The sequence below is a fragment of the Bradyrhizobium sp. USDA 336 genome (genome assembly GCF_044908355.1).
In the GTDB taxonomy this organism is placed as follows: Bacteria; Pseudomonadota; Alphaproteobacteria; order Rhizobiales; family Xanthobacteraceae; genus Bradyrhizobium; species Bradyrhizobium yuanmingense.
The window spans coordinates 6,911,650-6,927,892 of record NZ_JBIYDC010000002.1; the positions used below are offsets into that span (position 1 = coordinate 6,911,650).

Below are 16,243 nucleotides of genomic sequence, written 5' to 3' on the forward strand. Positions count from 1 at the left end.
GCGAGCTTCCGCCTTACGCCGGTTTCCGCAAAATCTTCACCAGCTCCCCGTGCACGTACTCGTTGCCGCACACCACATGCCCGGTGATCAGCGGATCCCCCGGGGTCGCGATGTCGCTCACCGTGCCGCCGGCTTCCTTCACCATGATCTGCCCGGCCGCGATGTCCCAGGGCGACAAATTCCGCTCCCAATACCCGTCGAGCCGGCCGGCCGCGACGAAGGCGAGATCGAGCGAGGCGGCGCCGAAACGGCGCAAGCCGGCGACGCGGTCCTGGATCGCGGTCATCTCGCGGCGGAATTCCTCGTGGTCGCCGCGGCCGATATGGGGCAGGCCGCAGGCCACCACGCATTCGCTCAGCTGGCGGCGGCCGGCGACGCGCAGGCGCTGGTCGTTGAGGAAGGCGCCCTTGCCGCGCTCGGCGATGTAGAGCTCGTCATTGGCGGGATTGTAGATCACGCCCGCGATCACGGTGCCCTCGCGCGCGAGCCCGATCGAGATCGCAAATTGCGGGATGCCGTGCAGGAAGTTGGTGGTGCCGTCCAAGGGATCGACGATCCAGGTGTGGCTCTTGTCGGTGCCCTCGCGGGTGCCGCCCTCTTCGCCGATGAAGCCGTAGCCGGGCCGGGCCTTGGCGAGGTCCTGGTAGAGGATCTCCTCGGCGCGCTTGTCGGCGAGCGAGACGAAATTGGCGGGACCCTTCAGCGAGACCTGGAGATGCTCGATCTCGCCGAGATCGCGCTTGAGGCTGCGGCCGGCGCGGCGCGCTGCCTTGACCATGACGTTGATAGTGGCGGAATACAGCATATGCTTCTGGTCTTGATCGGGGGGAGGGGCGCGGAAACGCGCCTGTTTGGGGGATTGGGTGCCCCGTGAGGGGCCCCGCGTCAAGTCATTTGGACCCGAGCCACTTCCTGGCGGCGGCCTCGGCCTTGGCGCGCTCATCCGCCGGCAGATCGGAAAGCTGCTTGTCGAGCTCGGGGTCGCCCTTGCCGGCCGTCTTGGCCACCAGGTGCCATTTGAAGCCTTCGATCTTGTCCACGGGCGTGCCGACGCCGTTGATCAGCACCCAGGCCAGCCGGTTCTGCGCGATCGCGCTGCCCTGGCGGGAGGCCTTGCGAAGCAGGGCGACAGCCGCCGGCTGGTTCTTCGGCGTGCCGGTGCCGTTGAACATCGCGATGGCATATTCGACCTCGGCATCGACATTGTCGGCGATCGCGGCGGCCTGGAGCAGCCGCACCGCGCGTTCGGGGTCCTTCGGCACACCGGTGCCTTCCTTGTAGAAGGTCGCGAGCGCGTATTGCGCTTCGGGCAGGCCTGCATCGGCGGCCTGGCGCAGCAGTTCCGCCGAACGCCGGACGTCCTGCGGCAGCGTCTGGCCGTCCAGGTAGAGCAGAGCGAGGTTGTAGGCCGCCTTGGGCTCGCCGAGCTTGGCAGCCGAGGCCATCAGCCTGACCGCCTCGTTTTTGTCGACCGGGCCGCCGCGGCCGGAGATGCGCAGCATGGCGAGCGCGAACATCGCCTCCCGATCGCCGGCATCGGCGGCGCGCTTGTACCATTCGGCCGCCTTGGCGTAATCGCGCCTTATGCCCATGGCGTTGGAATAGAGCTCGCCGAGCATGGTCATCGCCTTGGCATCGCCGGCTTGCGCGCGCACGGTGGCGAGCTCGAACGCGGTCTTGTACTGGCCGCGCTGATAGGCGCCGAACACGAGGTCGACGTTGGGATCGTCGGACGGCGGCGCGGGGATCACGGTTGCCGGCTTGGGCGAAGCGGACGGCTTGGGAGATGCCGTAGGCTTCGGCGCCGGTGCTGCCTCCTTCTTCTTGGCAGGCGCGGGCGGCTTTGGCTTCTGCTTCTCTGCCGGTGCGCTCGGCGTCGTCGCCGGCGGGGTGATCTGCAGCTGCGCGGCCGCGGGCACTGTCAGCAGCAGCGTGGCCAGCATGGTGATGCACGGGAGCTTCATGTCGGGCGCTGGCCGTGCTCCTGGCCCGCAGGATCCTGGCCGGCCAGCGCCGTCGCATGGGCCTTCTTGATCGCGGCATCGACCTCGATCAGTGCGGCCTTGGGCCCGCGCGGATCGGCCCAGATGAAGTCGCCGACCAGCACGAAATCGGCGCCGCTGGCGGCGAAATCGTAGGCCTCGTCCAGCGTGGTGGCAAAGCCGACGCAAGGCGGCTCGAACAGCTCGGCCCACCAGTCGAGCCGCTCGGCGATCGCCTGCGACGACGGCCGCTGGCCTTTCGCATCGGGCTCGCCAAACAGCACGTAATCCGCGCCCATCTCGCCCGCATCCATGGAATGGTGCCGCGTCGTCAGCCCGCCGACACCGGCGATGCGATCTGGCTTGAGCGACGGCAGCGCCTCCTTCAGCGCGGCGATGCCGGGCAGGTGCGCGCCGTCGGCGCCGCCGCGCGCGACGATATCAGGATGGCCGTCGACGAGGAGTGCCGCGCCCGCCTTCTGCACCGGCGGCGCCAATGCCTTGACGCGCGAGATCATGCCGCGCTGATCGGTCTCCTTCAGCCGCAGCAGCACGGCGGCAATGTCGGCGGACGCGATCAGCCCCGGCAGCTCGGCGACCAGCGTCGCGGGATCATCGACGACGGGCGTCGCGAGATAGAGACGCGGCGCCGGGCGCGGCGGAGGCGGTTTGTTCGACAAGGTCTAGGCTGCCTTCTGTTCCAGGCTGCTTTGCCATTCGCCCTTGGAGGCGAGGCCGTTCATGCGGGCGCGATGGCTGAAGGCGCGCTGGCCGGCCGCGACGTTCTCAGGCTTGCCCGACCAGGCCTTCTGCGGCGCGGCCTGCAGCGCGCGGCCGTAGGAGAAGGTCAGGCCCCAGGGCAGCGGCCCGAGCTTGTGCATGGCGTTGAGATGCGCGGTCGCCTCTTCGTCCGACTGGCCGCCGGACAGGAAGGCGATGCCGGGCACGGCCGCCGGCACGCAGGCCTTCAGCAGCCGTATCGTCTTCTCCGCGACCTCCTCGACTGAGCCCTGCTTCGGACATTTCTTGCCTGATATCGCCATGTTCGGCTTCAGCACCATGCCTTCCAGCGCCACGCGCTGCACGCGCAGTTCCTGGAAGGTCTTGTTGAGCACGCGGCTCGTTACCTCGTAGCAGCGCTCGGTGTCGTGGTCGCCGTCCATCAGCACCTCCGGCTCGACGATCGGCACGATCTGCGCGGCCTGGCACAGCGCGGCATAGCGCGCCAGCGCGTGGGCATTGACGCTAATCGCCGTCATCGAGGGAATGCCGCTGCCGATATCGATCACCGCGCGCCATTTGGCAAAGCGCGCGCCGCGCTCGTAATATTTCTTCAACCGCTCGGCGAGCTTGTCGAGCCCCACCGTGACCAACTCTCCCGGGCACATCGGCAAGGCCTGCGTGCCTTCGTCGACCTTGATGCCGGGAATGGCGCCGGCCTGCTCGATCAGCTTGACCAGCGGCGTGCCGTCCTTGGCATTCTGCCAGATCGTCTCGTCATAGAGGATCACGCCGGAGATGTACTGGCTCATGGCGTCCTTGGCGCGGAACAGCATCTCGCGATAGTCGCGGCGGTTCTCCTCGGTCGATTCCACGCCGATGGCGTCAAAACGCTTCTTGATGGTGCCGGAGGATTCATCGGCGGCAAGGATGCCCTTGCCCGGCGCGACCATGGCGGTCGCGATCTTGTTGAGCTCAGTCAGATTCATCGAGAGGTCCTCCCAAAACGATTCTGCCCTTGCCCGTGAAAATAGACCGTTCTCGGGCAATTGCCGAGTTATCGTTCGTCGCAGGGGGTCGGGGAGGTCTGTTGGGTAAAATGGCTGGCCGGGCTGGGCGGACCTCCACCTCGCCCCGCTTGCGGGGAGAGGTCGGATTTTACGCAACGCGTAAAATCCGGGTGAGGGGGTACAGGTCTGTCGATAGGGCACAACTCGCGGAGAGAGCCCCTCACCCCGACCCTCTCCCCGTAAGAACGGGGAGAGGGAGGAGAGATTACGCAACCTCGCGATCGCTTACGCGACGCGGGGATCGCTTACGCCACCTTCGGATCCAGCTCGCCCTTGGCGTAGCGCTTGGCCATCTCGGCGGTGGTCAGCACCTTCTTGATCTTGGAGGCCTGGCCTGCGGTGTTGAACTCCTGCAGGCGCTGCTTGCACAGCTTGGTCATGGCTTCCATCGCCGGCTTCAGGTACTTGCGCGGATCGAACTCTTCCGGGTTGTCCTTGAGAACTTTCCGGATCTGGCCGGTCATCGCCATGCGGTTGTCGGTGTCGATGTTGATCTTGCGCACGCCGTTCTTGATGCCGCGTTGGATCTCGGCCACCGGCACGCCCCAGGTCGGCTTCATCTTGCCGCCATAGGCATTGATGATGTCTTGCAGGTCCTGCGGCACCGAGGAGGAGCCGTGCATGACGAGATGCGTGTTCGGCAGCTTGCGGTGGATCTCCTCGATCACGTTCATGGCGAGGATGTCGCCGTCGGGCTTGCGGGTGAATTTGTAAGCGCCGTGAGACGTCCCCATCGCGATCGCGAGCGCGTCGACCTTGGTCTCCTGCACGAACTTCACGGCTTCGTCCGGATTGGTCAGGAGCTGGTCGTGGCTGAGCTTGCCTTCGGCGCCGTGGCCGTCTTCCTTGTCGCCCATGCCTGTCTCGAGCGAGCCGAGCACCCCGAGCTCGCCTTCCACCGAGATGCCGCCGAGATGGGCCATGTCGGTCACGGTCTTGGTGACCCCGACATTGTAGCCCCAGTCGCCGGGGGTCTTGCCGTCGGCCTTGAGCGAGCCGTCCATCATCACCGAGGTGAAGCCGGCTTGGATCGCGGTCATGCAGGTCGCCGGCTCGTTGCCGTGGTCGAGATGCACGCAGACCGGAATGTGCGGATAGATCTCGGTCACCGCGTCCATCATGTGCTTGAGCATGACGTCGTTGGCGTAGGAGCGCGCGCCGCGCGAGGCCTGAATGATGACGGGCGCGTCGACCTGGTTGGCCGCGTCCATGATGGCCAGCGCCTGCTCCATGTTGTTGATGTTGAAGGCCGGTACGCCGTAATCGTTCTCCGCCGCGTGGTCGAGCAATTGACGTAACGTGATCCGAGCCATCTGTCTTTGTCTCCCGTTGGGGCCTCAAAGGCCGCTTGATTACTTGCTACGCAGAACTTCAACGCCGGGCAGGGGCTTGCCTTCCATCCATTCAAGGAACGCGCCACCGGCCGTCGACACATAGGTGAAGTCACCGGCCACATGGGCCTGGTTGAGCGCTGCGACGGTGTCGCCGCCGCCCGCGATCGAGATCAGCTTCTTGGCCTTGGTGCGCTCGGCGGCGTGCTTGGCGGCCGCGACCGTGCCGCGGTCGAACGGCTGCATCTCGAAAGCGCCCAGGGGGGCCGTTCCAGACCAGCGTCGCCGCATCGTCGATCGCGGCATGGACGCGCGCGATCGATTGCGGACCGACGTCGAGGATCATGCCGTCGGCCGGGATCGCATCGAGCCCATAGGCGTGCGACGGCGCGTTGGCGGCGAAGTGATAGGCAACGGTGGCATCGACCGGGAGGATGATGGCGCAATTGGCGGCTTCAGCCTTCTCCATGATGCGCAGCGCGGTGGCGGCGAGATCCTTCTCGGCCAGCGACTTGCCGACCGCAACGCCCTGCGCGTGCAGGAAGGTGTTGGCCATGCCGCCGCCGATCACGAGCGCGTCGACCTTGGTGACGAGGTTTTCCAGCAGGTCGATCTTGGTCGAGACCTTGGCGCCGCCGATGATGGCGATGACGGGCTTGCTCGGCGAGCCCAGCGCCTTCTCCAGCGCGTCCAGCTCGGCCTGCATGGTGCGGCCGGCATAGGCCGGCAGCTTGTGGCCGAGGCCTTCGGTCGAGGCGTGGGCGCGGTGCGCGGCCGAGAACGCGTCATTGACCCAGATGTCGCCGAGCTTCGCGAGTTCCGCGACGAAGGCGGGATCGTTCTTTTCTTCCTCTTTGTGGAAGCGGGTGTTTTCCAGGCACAGGATGTCGCCATCCTTCAAGCCGGCGACGGCCTTGGCCGCGGGCTCGCCGATGCAATCCTCGGCAAACGCGACGGGCTTCTTCACCACCTTCGCCAGCGCCTCCGCGACGGGCCTCAGCGAGTCCTTGGCATCGCGTCCCTTCGGGCGGCCGAAATGCGCGAGCAGGATGACCTTGCCGCCCTTGTCGGCGAGCTCGGTGATGGTCGGTGCAACGCGCTCGAGCCGGGTGGCGTCGGTGACGCGCCCGCTCTCCATGGGCACGTTGAGGTCGACGCGCAGCAGCACGCGCTTGCCCTTCACGTCGACGTCGTCGAGGGTGCGGAATTTGTTCGTCATCTCACGCTTCCTTGTCCCGGGCGCGCTGCGGCGCAGGGCGCCGCTGCGCTGAACCGGGACCCACGTCACGGCGAGCCCCGCGGTTAAGATGGGTCCCGGCCCTGCGGAGCAGCGCAAGCGCGCTGCACCGCGTCCGGGACACGAGACTCTGGTCAGATCACCTTCGCCATCGCAACGGCGGTGTCCGCCATGCGGTTCGAGAAGCCCCACTCGTTGTCGTACCAGGACATCACGCGCACCAGCGTGCCGTTCTGCACCTTGGTCTGGTCCTCGTGGAAGGTCGAGGAGTGCGGGTCGTGGTTGAAGTCGATCGAAACGTTGGGCGCGCTGGTGTAGCCGAGGATGCCCTTGAGCTGCTGCTCGCTGGCACGCTTCATCGCCGCGTTGACTTCCTTGGCGTCGGTTGAGCGCTTGGCGACGATCTTGAGGTCGACGACCGAGACGTTCGGGGTCGGCACGCGGATCGCAACGCCGTCGAGCTTGCCCTTCAGTTCGGGCAGCACGAGGCCGATCGCCTTCGCAGCACCGGTCGAGGTCGGGATCATCGACATCGCCGCGGCGCGGCCGCGGTAGAGATCCTTGTGCAGCGTGTCCAGCGTCGGCTGGTCGCCGGTATAGGCGTGGATCGTGGTCATGAAGCCGGTCTCGATGCCGACGAGGTCGTTCAGCACCTTGGCGACCGGGGCGAGGCAGTTGGTGGTGCAGCTGCCGTTGGAGACGACGAGGTGATCCTTGGTCAGCGTGTCGTGGTTGACGCCGTAGACGATGGTGGCATCGGCGCCGTCGGCGGGCGCGGAGACCAGCACGCGCTTGGCGCCGGCGGTCAGGTGCGCGGAAGCCTTGTCCTTCGAGGTGAAGATGCCGGTGCATTCCAGCGCGATGTCGACGCCGAGATCCTTCCAGGGCAGCTTCGAGGGATCGCGCTCGGCGGTCACCTTGATCTTGCCGTTGCCGAGGTTGATGGAGTCGCCGTCGACGGTGACGGTGCCGGGAAAGCGGCCATGGACGCTGTCGAAGCGGAGTAGATGGGCGTTGGTCTCGACCGGGCCGAGGTCGTTGATGCCGACAACCTCGATATCCTTGCGGCCTGACTCGGCGATAGCCCGCAGGACGTTGCGGCCGATGCGGCCAAAACCGTTAATTCCGACGCGGACTGCCATGTTTCGTCTCCTTCAATGACCGTTGTCATCCCGCACAACGCGCGGATAGCGCGCCTGCGAGGTTTTTTAGGGGCGGGCGCCCGGTTCGGCCGGGCGGTGCTTGATCATATGGGAGATTAGGTAGTCCTTTTTTGCGGCAAGCTCAACTCTCAGGAAACGCGCTTCAGCACAGCGTTAACCGCGGCCTCGGCGGTGATGCCGAAATGCTTGTACAGCTCCTTGGCAGGGCCGCTTTCGCCGAACGAATGCATGCCGATGAATTCGCCGTCCTGGCCGATCACGGCATCCCAGCCCCAGCGCACGGCGGCCTCGATCGCGATCTTGACCGGCGCGTTGCCGATGATGGCGGCGCGCTTGGCCTCTGGTTGCGCTAGCAACAGCTCGAGCGAGGGAACGGAGACAACGCGCGAGGCGACGCCGCGTTCCGCCAGCTGCTTCTGGGCCGCGACCGCGATCTCGACCTCGGAGCCGGAGGCGAACAGCGTCGCCTTGGCTTCGCCCTGGGCGGCGACCAGCTCATAGGCACCGGCCGCGCAGGGATTGTCGTTGGGTGCCGTGGTCCGCAGCTGCGGCAGGTTCTGGCGCGTCAGTGCCAGCACGGTCGGGCCATCGACGCGGTTGAGCGCGAGCTCCCAGCACTCGGCGACCTCGATGGCATCGCAGGGACGGAATACGCGCATGTTGGGAATGGCACGAAGCGCGGCGAGATGCTCGACCGGCTGATGGGTCGGGCCGTCTTCGCCGAGGCCGATGGAATCGTGGGTCATCACGTAGACGACGCCGGCGCCCATCAGCGCGGCAAGGCGCATCGCCGGACGCGCATAATCGGTGAACACGAGGAAGGTCGCGCCATTCGGCGCAAAGCCGCCGTGCAGGAAAATGCCGTTCATCGCGGCGGCCATGCCGTGCTCGCGGATGCCGTAATGGATGAAGCGGCCCTTCGGCGTCTTGGCCGAGAAGGCGGTCGCCGACTTCGCCTTGTTGTTGTTGGAGCCGGTGAGGTCGGCCGAGCCTGCCAAAAATTCCATCGGCATTGCGGCTGCGATCGCCTCGATCGCCGCCTCCGAGGATTTGCGCGTGGCAGCCGTCAGCGGCTTCTCCAGCAGCTCCTTCTTGTGCGCCTTCAGCGCCTTTGCCAGCGAAGCCGGACGCTCATGGCGCAGGCGGCGCTCGAACTCGGCGCGCTTCCGGCTGCCGAGCTCACCGAGCCGGGCTTCCCATTCCTGCCGTGCCGCGGCGCCGCGGCTGCCGGCAGCGCGCCATGCCTTCAGCACGTCGTCGGCGACCGCGAACGGCTCAAGCGAAATGCCGAGATTTTCCTTGGCGGCCTTGAGCTCGTCGGCGCCGAGTGCTTCGCCGTGCACCTTCGAGGTGCCTTGCTTGTGCGGCGCGCCGAAGCCGATGGTGGTGCGGCAGGCGATCAGCGTCGGCTTGCTGGATTTCTTCGCGCGCGTGATGGCGTCGGCGATCGCAGCCTGGTCATGGCCGTCGATCTTTTCGGCGGCCCAGCCCGCCGACTTGAAGCGCTTCACCTGGTCGACGGAATCGGAGATCGAGGTCGGGCCGTCGATCGAGATGCCGTTGTCGTCGTAGAGCACGATCAGCTTGTTGAGCTTCCAGTGCCCGGCCATCGCGATCGCTTCCTGCGACACGCCTTCCATCAGGTCGCCGTCGGAGGCGAGCACATAGGTGTGGTGGTCGACGATCTTCTTGCCGAATTCGGCGGCGAGCATCTTTTCGGCCAGCGCCATGCCGACCGCAGTCGAGATGCCCTGGCCGAGCGGGCCGGTGGTGGTCTCGATGCCCTTGGTGCGGAAGTTCTCGGGGTGGCCGGGGGTCAGCGAGTCGACCTGGCGGAACTGCTTGATCTGGTCCAGCGTCATTTCGTCATTGCCGGTCAGATACAGCAGCGAATAGAGCAGCATCGAGCCGTGGCCGGCCGAGAGCACGAAGCGGTCGCGGTCCGGCCAGGCGGGCGCGGCGGCATCGAATTTCAGGAATTGCGTGAACAGCACGGTGGCGATGTCGGCGGCGCCCATCGGCAGGCCGGGATGGCCCGATTTCGCCTTCTCGACAGCGTCCATCGCAAGGCCGCGGATCGCGTTGGCCATACGGGTGTGATCGACCTGCGTCATGTCTGAAATCCGTCTGAAATGAAGCGCTTGGCGATGGTTGCCCGCGCGGGGAGAAGCCTGGCGGCCACTGAAGGTTGGCGCTGGGATAGCACCTCGGTTCCGGGAGTCCAAGGCAATCGAACGCCGGTTTGGCCGCAAAAGTTGCCTGTGTGGACATCGGTTTTCCGCTGGGGTCGCGCTGGGCGGAAGCGACGGATCGGCAGGTCGTCCCGATTGATCGGTGCATAGTTTTGCGGCGGCGTTGCGCTTGGCTAGCTTGCTTTGTAAATTTCTGCTTCTAACCGCTTGCCGAACCGAGTCTTTTGCCGGACGGCAAGCTCCAGGGAAAGGCCACTGGGCAAAGGCCGCCAGGTTCCGCCGCTGACTGCATGAACGATCGCGTATCCAACAGTTCCGCCATGACGGAGTCGTCCGCCGTCGAGATCGAGATTGCCACCCGCAGACTCATGGCGGCGCTCGACGCGCTTGAAAGTGCGGTGGAGCGGCGGCGCGACGCCGATCGCGACGAGAACGAGCTTGCGGCGCGAATCCAGGCGCTCGGCGCGGATCGCTCGCGTCTTGCCGACGAACTCGACGGCGCGCTGGTGAAGGCACGCAAGCTCGAGCGCACCAATCGCGAGATCTCCGACCGGCTGGATTCCGCGATCGTCACGATACGCTCGGTGCTCGATACCGGAGAGGACGGATGAGCCACATCAACGTCACCATCAACGGCCGGCAATATCGCATGGCCTGCGAGGAGGGCCAGGAGGTGCGGCTGCTCAAGCTCGCCGAGACGCTGGAGACGCGCATCCAGTCGCTGCGCGGAAAGTTCGGCGAGATCGGCGATGCGCGCCTCACCGTCATGGCTGCGCTCACCGTGTGCGATGAGCTGATCGACACCACCAACCGCGTCCGCACCCTGGAGCAGGAATTGATCGAGCTCAGGGATTTCCGCAACGCCGCCGTCGAGCGCGCCAGGATGACGCAGACCGCCGTGGTGAATGCGCTCAACGCCGCCGCCGAACGCATCGAGAAGTCGACGCAGGTGCTGAACCGCACCGTCGGCAATGGGATCGCGATCGGCTGAAGCTCGATAGTAGCCACGCGGCCAGTGCGCTCCCTCCCCCGCTTGCGGGGGAGGGTTGGGGAGAGGGTGTCTCCGCTGGGCGAGAACCCCCAAGAGGTGAGAGCCCTCTCCCCAACCCTCTCCCGCAGGCGGGAGAGGGAGTTCACCTCCGTCGTGGCTCGCCGCCCGCTTCACTACACCGAAGCTCGGCACATTCGCCGCACTGGCGATTCGTCAGTACAGTTGTTACATTGCCTCCGCGAGGCTGCGACGTGCGTCAGGAGCCATATATCCCCGGGGCCTTATCGATCCTTTAGGGAACTGTCCCTGGCCGGGCCCGTGGGCCCGGACATATGGTGCCCACCTACTTTCGTAGGGAACTCCGGGATCGAGTGCTTCAACGGCGTTCGCGGCTTCGCGCTTTCGTTTGCTTGGTTTGTGCTGTTGAAACGACTGCGGCCAGTTCAACAGGTGTCATGCCTCGGCTTGCCCCGGGGTATCCAGTACGCCGCGGCCTTTGTGTGAATCACCACCGCCTCTGGAATACTGGATCACCCGCATTCGCGAGTGATGACGTGGGGACCAAAGCGCATGCCCAACTCCAAAGCCGAGCTCCGTGCCAAAGCCCTCGCCAAGCGCGATGCGCTGAGCGAGAAGAAACGCATCGCTGCCGCCGCGAAGCTCGCCAAGCGTGGGCTGCCGTTCAAGCTGCTGCCCGGCAGCATCGTCTCCGGCTATTCGCCGATCCGCAGCGAGATCGATCCGATGCCGCTGCTTGCAAGACTCGCGGAAGAGGGCGCCAGGCTGGCGCTGCCTTGCGTCACCGCGCGCGGCCAGTCGCTGATCTTCCGTCTCTTCCATCCGAACGACCGCCTGATGCTCGGTCCGCTCGGGATTCCCGAACCGTCGCCGGCAGCGGCCGAAGTCATCCCCGACGTCATGCTGACGCCGCTCGCCGCCTTCGACCGGCTCGGCCATCGCATCGGCTATGGTGCGGGGCATTACGATTTCACCTTCGCGCATTTGCGCAAAACCAAGCAGATCGTCGGCATCGGGCTCGCATTCGCGGCGCAGGAGATCGAGGCGGTTCCGGCACTATCGCACGACGTGGCGCTGGATTATGTGCTAACGGAATCGGACGTGTTCGATTTCCGGAGTTCTGAAGTTGCGCATTCTCTTCGTGGGTGACGTCGTCGGCCGCAGCGGGCGCGAGGCCGTCTCCGAATATCTGCCCGGCATGGTCAAGGACTGGTCGCTCGATCTCGTCGTCGTCAACGGCGAGAATTCGGCCGGCGGCTTCGGCATCACGGAGGCGATCTACCAGGAGTTTCTCGAGGCCGGCGCCGATGCGGTGACGCTCGGCAATCACTCCTGGGACCAGCGCGAGGCCCTCGTCTTCATCGAGCGCGCCGACCGACTGGTGCGCCCCGCAAACTATCCGCGCGGCACGCCCGGCCGCGGCGCCGCCTTGGTGGAAGCCAAGAACGGCAAGCACGCCCTCGTCGTCAATGCGCTGGGCCGCGTCTTCATGACCCCGTTCGACGATCCCTTCGCCGCGCTCGAGCGCGAGCTTGGCGCCTGTCCGCTCGGTGTTGCCGCCGACGCTATCGTCGTCGATTTCCATTGCGAGGCGTCAAGCGAGAAGCAGGGCATCGGCTTCTTCTGCGACGGCCGCGCCAGCCTCGTCGTCGGCACGCACACGCATGTGCCGACCGCCGACCACCAGATCCTCTCGGGCGGCACCGCCTACATGACCGACGCCGGCATGACCGGCGATTACGATTCCATCATCGGCATGCAGAAGGAAGAGCCGCTGCGCAGGTTCACGTCGGGGATTCCGTCGGCCCGCTTCGAGCCTGCGGCAGGTGCGGCGACGCTGAGCGGCGTCGCGGTGGAAACGGACGACGCGACCGGGCTAGCGCTGAAGATTGCGCCGGTGCGCATGGGCGGAAGGCTGGAGCCGGCAACGCCGAAGTTCTGGTTGAGCTGAAGCGCGAAGCCAAATCACCCGGTGTCGTCCCCGGGCGAATATATCAACTTTGCCTCAGCAGCGGACATTGGCGGGCAACCAAGGGACATCCTCTAAGGGCCGATTTTGTTGAAAAACGCGGCAGTTGCGACTCAAGGATAGCAGTGATTCAGTCTGTCTAATTGGCAGGACTGAAGATCATGATGGGGCATCAGCAAGTCGAGCAGGCTGCGTTGTTCTATGAGTTCTCGCTCGAGAAGCATATTCCCTCCGACCATCTTTTGAGATCGGTCGACAGGTTCGTCGACCTGCAAGAGATCAGGCGGGAGCTGGCACCTTTCTACAGTAGCATCGGCCGACCTTCGATCGATCCTGAACTGATGATCCGGATGCTCCTGATCGGTTACTGCTTCGGCATTCGATCGGAACGGCGCCTTTGCGATGAGGTTCACCTCAATTTGGCCTACCGGTGGTTCTGCCGGCTCGGTCTGGATGGAGCGGTGCCGGATCATTCGACATTCTCCAAGAACAGGCACGGCCGCTTCCGGCACAGCGACCTCTTCCGTCGCGTGTTCGAGAGCGTGCTGCGCCGCTGCATCGAGGAACGACTGGTTGGCGGTGAGGGATTTGCGGTTGATGCGAGCCTAATCAAGGCCGATGCCAATCGGCAGAAGGGCATCGAAGGCGATAAGGGACTTCCGCCGGAGGCTGCCGGCCGAGCAATCGATGAGTATCTGGCTGTCCTCGATGATGCCGCGTTCGGAGCGGCGACCGAGGTTACCCCGAAGTTCGTATCGCCCTCCGACCCGGCGGCGCGCTGGACGGGGGCGCACGGTGGCCAAGCGTTTTTCGCTTATTCGACGAACTACCTGGTCGACGTCGAGAACGCGATCATCGTCGATGTTGAGGCAACGACGGCGATCCGGCAGGCGGAGGTATTGGCCGCCAAGCGCATGATTGAACGATCGCTAGAGCGGTTTGATCTCTATCCGAGCCGGCTACTCGGTGACAGCGGCTATGGCTCGGCCGAGATGCTCGCTTGGCTGGTCTATGAGCACGGCATCGAACCGCACGTTACAGTCTTCGATAAGTCCGCCCGCACAGACGGTATCTTCTCGCGCGACGACTTCACCTATGACCATGCTGGCGACATCTATCGTTGCCCTGGTGGCAAAGTTCTTACCACCACCGGAACGTTGGTGAATGATGGTGCCACCATGCTTTACCTCGCCAGCAAGCGCGATTGTGATCGATGCGCATTGAAGGCTCGGTGTTGCCCCAAGCAGGCATCACGGAGGGTGCCGCGCTCCATCTACGAAGGCGCTCGCGACATGGCGCGCCAGATCGCCAAATCGTGGGAGGGAGGCACCTCGCGCCGGCTTCGCAAGAAAATCGAGATGTTGTTCGCCCACCTCAAGCGCATCCTCAAGCTCGACCGTTTGCGTTTACGAGGCCCGAACGGCGCGCGCGATGAGTTCATCCTCGCGGCCACCGCCCAGAACCTTCGAAAGATGGCCAAGCTCATCCCGATGCCCACCGCGAGGCTCGCATAGGGTCGATGGAGCAGTTCGGTCACGTCGCGACGGAGCTATTACAACAAAATACTGCCGGCCTTTTTCAACGGAATCGGCCAACAGCAGAAGTGCTCCAGATCAGCCACTGCCCCTTACCTATTCTTGAGTATTTTTCGCGGGAAAGGTTCAATAAGCGGCGGACCTGCGCCATTGCTAAGGGGAAACGTCCCTATATAGTGCGCGTGATAACGAGCGCAACTTAATCGCGACAACGCGGTGATGTGGAGAATGCTCGATGAACAAAGTCCTCGCAGTTCTGTTGGGGGCCTCATTTCTCATTTTGACTGAGTTGCTTTCTCCCGTCATTCCCAACGCAGTTGCGCAAAGCGTTACGATCGATCGCGACGGTGTTCGCATCGATCGCAGAGGACGCATTGATCGGCAGGACGCAACACGAATCGCGCGACGCAATGGCGTCGATCGCATCCGAAGCGTCGACAGGCGCGGCAGATACTGGGTCGTGACTGGTGAGGCGCGCCGGGGGCGCGACATCTTAAGGCTGACGATTGATGCAAGAAGCGGCCGAGTGGTTGGCCGACGCTACATACATCGCTGAAAAGTTAGGCGCTCCAGCTTTGGATTACCCGGCATACTGTTGTCGCGCATGTACCTTCGCGATCAGCGTTTGCGACCAATATGCGTGCCATTGTTCGAGCGTACCATCTCGTGAAAGAGGGGACCTCCATTATGCCGGACAACGCGGCACCGGGTGCGCCGCAGGGAACGGTCTATACCGGCGATGTGATCCACGGGAAGAAGGTCATTAGCGCGCTTAACGTCAACGACCTTGCGCCTGGGCAGAAGCATCTCTTCTATTTTCAGGGCGTGGGAATGCCCACGGGGCAACACTGGTACGTCTCCGTCGTGGTCGCGAAGGGAGCAAGGCCGGGCAAGCGCGTAGTCCTGACCAGCGGCGTGCATGGCGACGAGATGAGTTCTGTGCATACGGTCCAGACCGTAATGAACCAGCTCAATCCGGCGGAGATGTCGGGCACGGTGACGGCAGTCACGGACGTGGCCCGCCCAGCCATGGAAAGCATGCAGCGCAGGTGGCCCAACTCTGGCAGAGGCCCTGATCTAATCGATATGAATCGGGAATGGCCCGGAAACGAGAATGGTGTCACCGCGGCCAGCCGACACGCTTGGATTCTGTTCAACCGGCTCCTCCGGCCGAACGCCGACGCAGCAATCGACTTCCATACCGGTACAACTGGATTCAATGTCACAGCATTCAATCTTGGCGAGATGAACGTGCCGGAGATCAAGTCGATGCTGGAACTGTACCCAGTCGGCCAGATCTTCGACAATCATGCGTATCCCGGTGTCTTGCATAATGCGTTTGTCGACGTCGGAATCCCGGCCTTTACGCCGGAGATCGGCGCTGCTCGCGTTCTGAACCTCCAGATGATCCAGCTGTTTGTGGAAGGCACGATGAACGTCCTCAAGCATCACGGGATCGTTGCCGGGCCGATGGGACGCACAGGAAAGGATGTGCGTGTTTTTGTCGGCGACAGTGCGTTTCCAATCCTGGCGACTCAAGGCGGGCTCGTTGAGCATCTGGTCAGGCTTAACGACAAAGTCGAAGCCGGACAGAAGGTGGCGATTCAACGCAACAACTTCGGCGAAGTGGTTGCGGAGTATACCAGCAGTGTGGCTGGAGAGGTGACGGGTCAGCGCAGCGATGCAATGTCCGAGCCCGGCAATCCCCTGACGTTTATCCTTTTCAACAAGGCGACGCCGGATGTCCGGGAGACTTATCCCGAGTAGTCGACCGGTGCGCGATCTCCAAGAAAAGATAATAGCAATGAGAAAGCCGAAAGCGACCCCTGCGAAATGTCGGCGTTGGAACTGCGAACTCAACCTGAGCGAATCTGGTCCGCCATGCCTGAATGAGCGGACCTCAAAGGAGGTGCGCCGCTACTTCGCCGGTGGGAAGAGTAGACGTCCTGAAAACCAAGAGGCCGCCATCTGAGCCGGGCTAACGCGCGCGACGCTGATCTTCCTCAATGTCTTGGTCGAGCATATTTAGCTGGTG

The 16,243-nt window shown here is 64.3% G+C and carries 14 protein-coding genes, 1 other RNA gene and 1 pseudogene; 8 read left to right on the forward strand and 8 right to left on the reverse strand.

Features of this window, described 5'->3' with window-relative positions; translation table 11 throughout:
• Positions 1–13 precede the first annotated feature (13 nt).
• The 8 genes and pseudogenes from ABIA45_RS33355 to tkt form a co-directional block, all read right to left on the reverse strand.
• A complete protein-coding gene (locus ABIA45_RS33355) occupies positions 14–805 on the reverse strand; it encodes an inositol monophosphatase family protein (RefSeq protein WP_157283741.1) in 792 nt (263 codons plus the stop codon).
• 85 nt (positions 806–890) lie between these two features.
• On the reverse strand, positions 891–1,964 hold the full coding sequence (locus tag ABIA45_RS33360) for a tetratricopeptide repeat protein (RefSeq protein WP_271542872.1): 1,074 nt from the start codon (positions 1,962–1,964) through the stop codon (positions 891–893).
• Positions 1,961–2,662, reverse strand: a complete 702-nt coding sequence (locus ABIA45_RS33365) for a thiamine phosphate synthase (protein WP_404654867.1) — start codon at positions 2,660–2,662, stop codon at positions 1,961–1,963. Before ABIA45_RS33365 ends, ABIA45_RS33360 begins: the two co-directional genes overlap by 4 nt.
• Before the next feature lie 3 nt (positions 2,663–2,665).
• Complete coding sequence (locus ABIA45_RS33370) at positions 2,666–3,691, reverse strand: class I fructose-bisphosphate aldolase (protein WP_404654868.1); 1,026 nt, start codon at positions 3,689–3,691, stop codon at positions 2,666–2,668.
• A gap of 326 nt (positions 3,692–4,017) precedes the next feature.
• Positions 4,018–5,085, reverse strand: coding sequence for a class II fructose-bisphosphate aldolase (gene fba / locus ABIA45_RS33375; protein ID WP_025034030.1), 1,068 nt, complete (start codon positions 5,083–5,085; stop codon positions 4,018–4,020).
• 39 nt (positions 5,086–5,124) lie between these two features.
• Positions 5,125–6,322, reverse strand: a pseudogene (locus tag ABIA45_RS33380) (phosphoglycerate kinase).
• Positions 6,323–6,474: 152 nt separating this feature from the next.
• Positions 6,475–7,482 carry a type I glyceraldehyde-3-phosphate dehydrogenase gene (gap, locus tag ABIA45_RS33385; protein WP_157283746.1) on the reverse strand — a complete coding sequence of 336 codons (1,008 nt, stop codon included), beginning with the start codon at positions 7,480–7,482 and terminating at the stop codon, positions 6,475–6,477.
• A gap of 149 nt (positions 7,483–7,631) precedes the next feature.
• On the reverse strand, positions 7,632–9,617 hold the full coding sequence (gene tkt, locus ABIA45_RS33390; protein ID WP_404654869.1) for a transketolase: 1,986 nt from the start codon (positions 9,615–9,617) through the stop codon (positions 7,632–7,634).
• A 368-nt stretch (positions 9,618–9,985) separates the two neighbouring features.
• Between tkt and ABIA45_RS33395 the strand changes: the two genes are divergently transcribed.
• From ABIA45_RS33395 to ABIA45_RS33430, 8 genes are all read left to right on the forward strand, one after another.
• The gene (locus ABIA45_RS33395) at positions 9,986–10,306 is read left to right on the forward strand and encodes a DUF4164 domain-containing protein (RefSeq protein WP_020608063.1); all 321 of its coding nucleotides are present in this window, start codon (positions 9,986–9,988) and stop codon (positions 10,304–10,306) included.
• Positions 10,303–10,686 (forward strand): cell division protein ZapA, encoded by a 384-nt coding sequence (locus ABIA45_RS33400; RefSeq protein WP_157283748.1) that lies wholly within the window; start codon positions 10,303–10,305, stop codon positions 10,684–10,686. The genes ABIA45_RS33395 and ABIA45_RS33400 overlap by 4 nt, the downstream gene beginning before the upstream one ends.
• A 238-nt stretch (positions 10,687–10,924) precedes the next feature.
• A non-coding RNA gene (ssrS, locus tag ABIA45_RS33405) (6S RNA) lies at positions 10,925–11,085 on the forward strand.
• A gap of 171 nt (positions 11,086–11,256) precedes the next feature.
• Positions 11,257–11,853, forward strand: coding sequence for a 5-formyltetrahydrofolate cyclo-ligase (locus tag ABIA45_RS33410; protein WP_404654870.1), 597 nt, complete (start codon positions 11,257–11,259; stop codon positions 11,851–11,853).
• On the forward strand, positions 11,831–12,655 hold the full coding sequence (locus tag ABIA45_RS33415) for a TIGR00282 family metallophosphoesterase (protein WP_404654871.1): 825 nt from the start codon (positions 11,831–11,833) through the stop codon (positions 12,653–12,655). Before ABIA45_RS33410 ends, ABIA45_RS33415 begins: the two co-directional genes overlap by 23 nt.
• A 179-nt stretch (positions 12,656–12,834) precedes the next feature.
• Entirely contained in the window at positions 12,835–14,187 is a 1,353-nt protein-coding gene (locus tag ABIA45_RS33420) for an IS1182 family transposase (RefSeq protein ID WP_271539860.1), read from the forward strand.
• Positions 14,188–14,443: 256 nt separating this feature from the next.
• Entirely contained in the window at positions 14,444–14,764 is a 321-nt protein-coding gene (locus ABIA45_RS33425; protein ID WP_404654872.1) for a hypothetical protein, read from the forward strand.
• 80 nt (positions 14,765–14,844) lie between these two features.
• A complete protein-coding gene (locus ABIA45_RS33430; protein ID WP_404654873.1) occupies positions 14,845–15,975 on the forward strand; it encodes a succinylglutamate desuccinylase/aspartoacylase family protein in 1,131 nt (376 codons plus the stop codon).
• Positions 15,976–16,243 lie beyond the last annotated feature (268 nt).

Bases quoted from the DNA above. Each gene is read 5' to 3' on its own strand.
- ABIA45_RS33355 (WP_157283741.1), bottom strand. From the start codon at position 805: ATGCTGTATTCCGCCACTATCAACGTCATGGTCAAGGCAGCGCGCCGC.
- ABIA45_RS33370 (WP_404654868.1), bottom strand. From the start codon at position 3,691: ATGAATCTGACTGAGCTCAACAAGATCGCGACCGCCATGGTCGCGCCG.
- gap (WP_157283746.1), bottom strand. From the start codon at position 7,482: ATGGCAGTCCGCGTCGGAATTAACGGTTTTGGCCGCATCGGCCGCAAC.
- ABIA45_RS33425 (WP_404654872.1), top strand. From the start codon at position 14,444: ATGAACAAAGTCCTCGCAGTTCTGTTGGGGGCCTCATTTCTCATTTTG.
- ABIA45_RS33420 (WP_271539860.1), top strand. From the start codon at position 12,835: ATGATGGGGCATCAGCAAGTCGAGCAGGCTGCGTTGTTCTATGAGTTC.
- fba (WP_025034030.1), bottom strand. From the start codon at position 5,085: ATGGCTCGGATCACGTTACGTCAATTGCTCGACCACGCGGCGGAGAAC.
- ABIA45_RS33410 (WP_404654870.1), top strand. From the start codon at position 11,257: ATGCCCAACTCCAAAGCCGAGCTCCGTGCCAAAGCCCTCGCCAAGCGC.
- ABIA45_RS33400 (WP_157283748.1), top strand. From the start codon at position 10,303: ATGAGCCACATCAACGTCACCATCAACGGCCGGCAATATCGCATGGCC.
- tkt (WP_404654869.1), bottom strand. From the start codon at position 9,617: ATGACGCAGGTCGATCACACCCGTATGGCCAACGCGATCCGCGGCCTT.
- ABIA45_RS33395 (WP_020608063.1), top strand. From the start codon at position 9,986: ATGAACGATCGCGTATCCAACAGTTCCGCCATGACGGAGTCGTCCGCC.
- ABIA45_RS33430 (WP_404654873.1), top strand. From the start codon at position 14,845: ATGCGTGCCATTGTTCGAGCGTACCATCTCGTGAAAGAGGGGACCTCC.
- ABIA45_RS33360 (WP_271542872.1), bottom strand. From the start codon at position 1,964: ATGAAGCTCCCGTGCATCACCATGCTGGCCACGCTGCTGCTGACAGTG.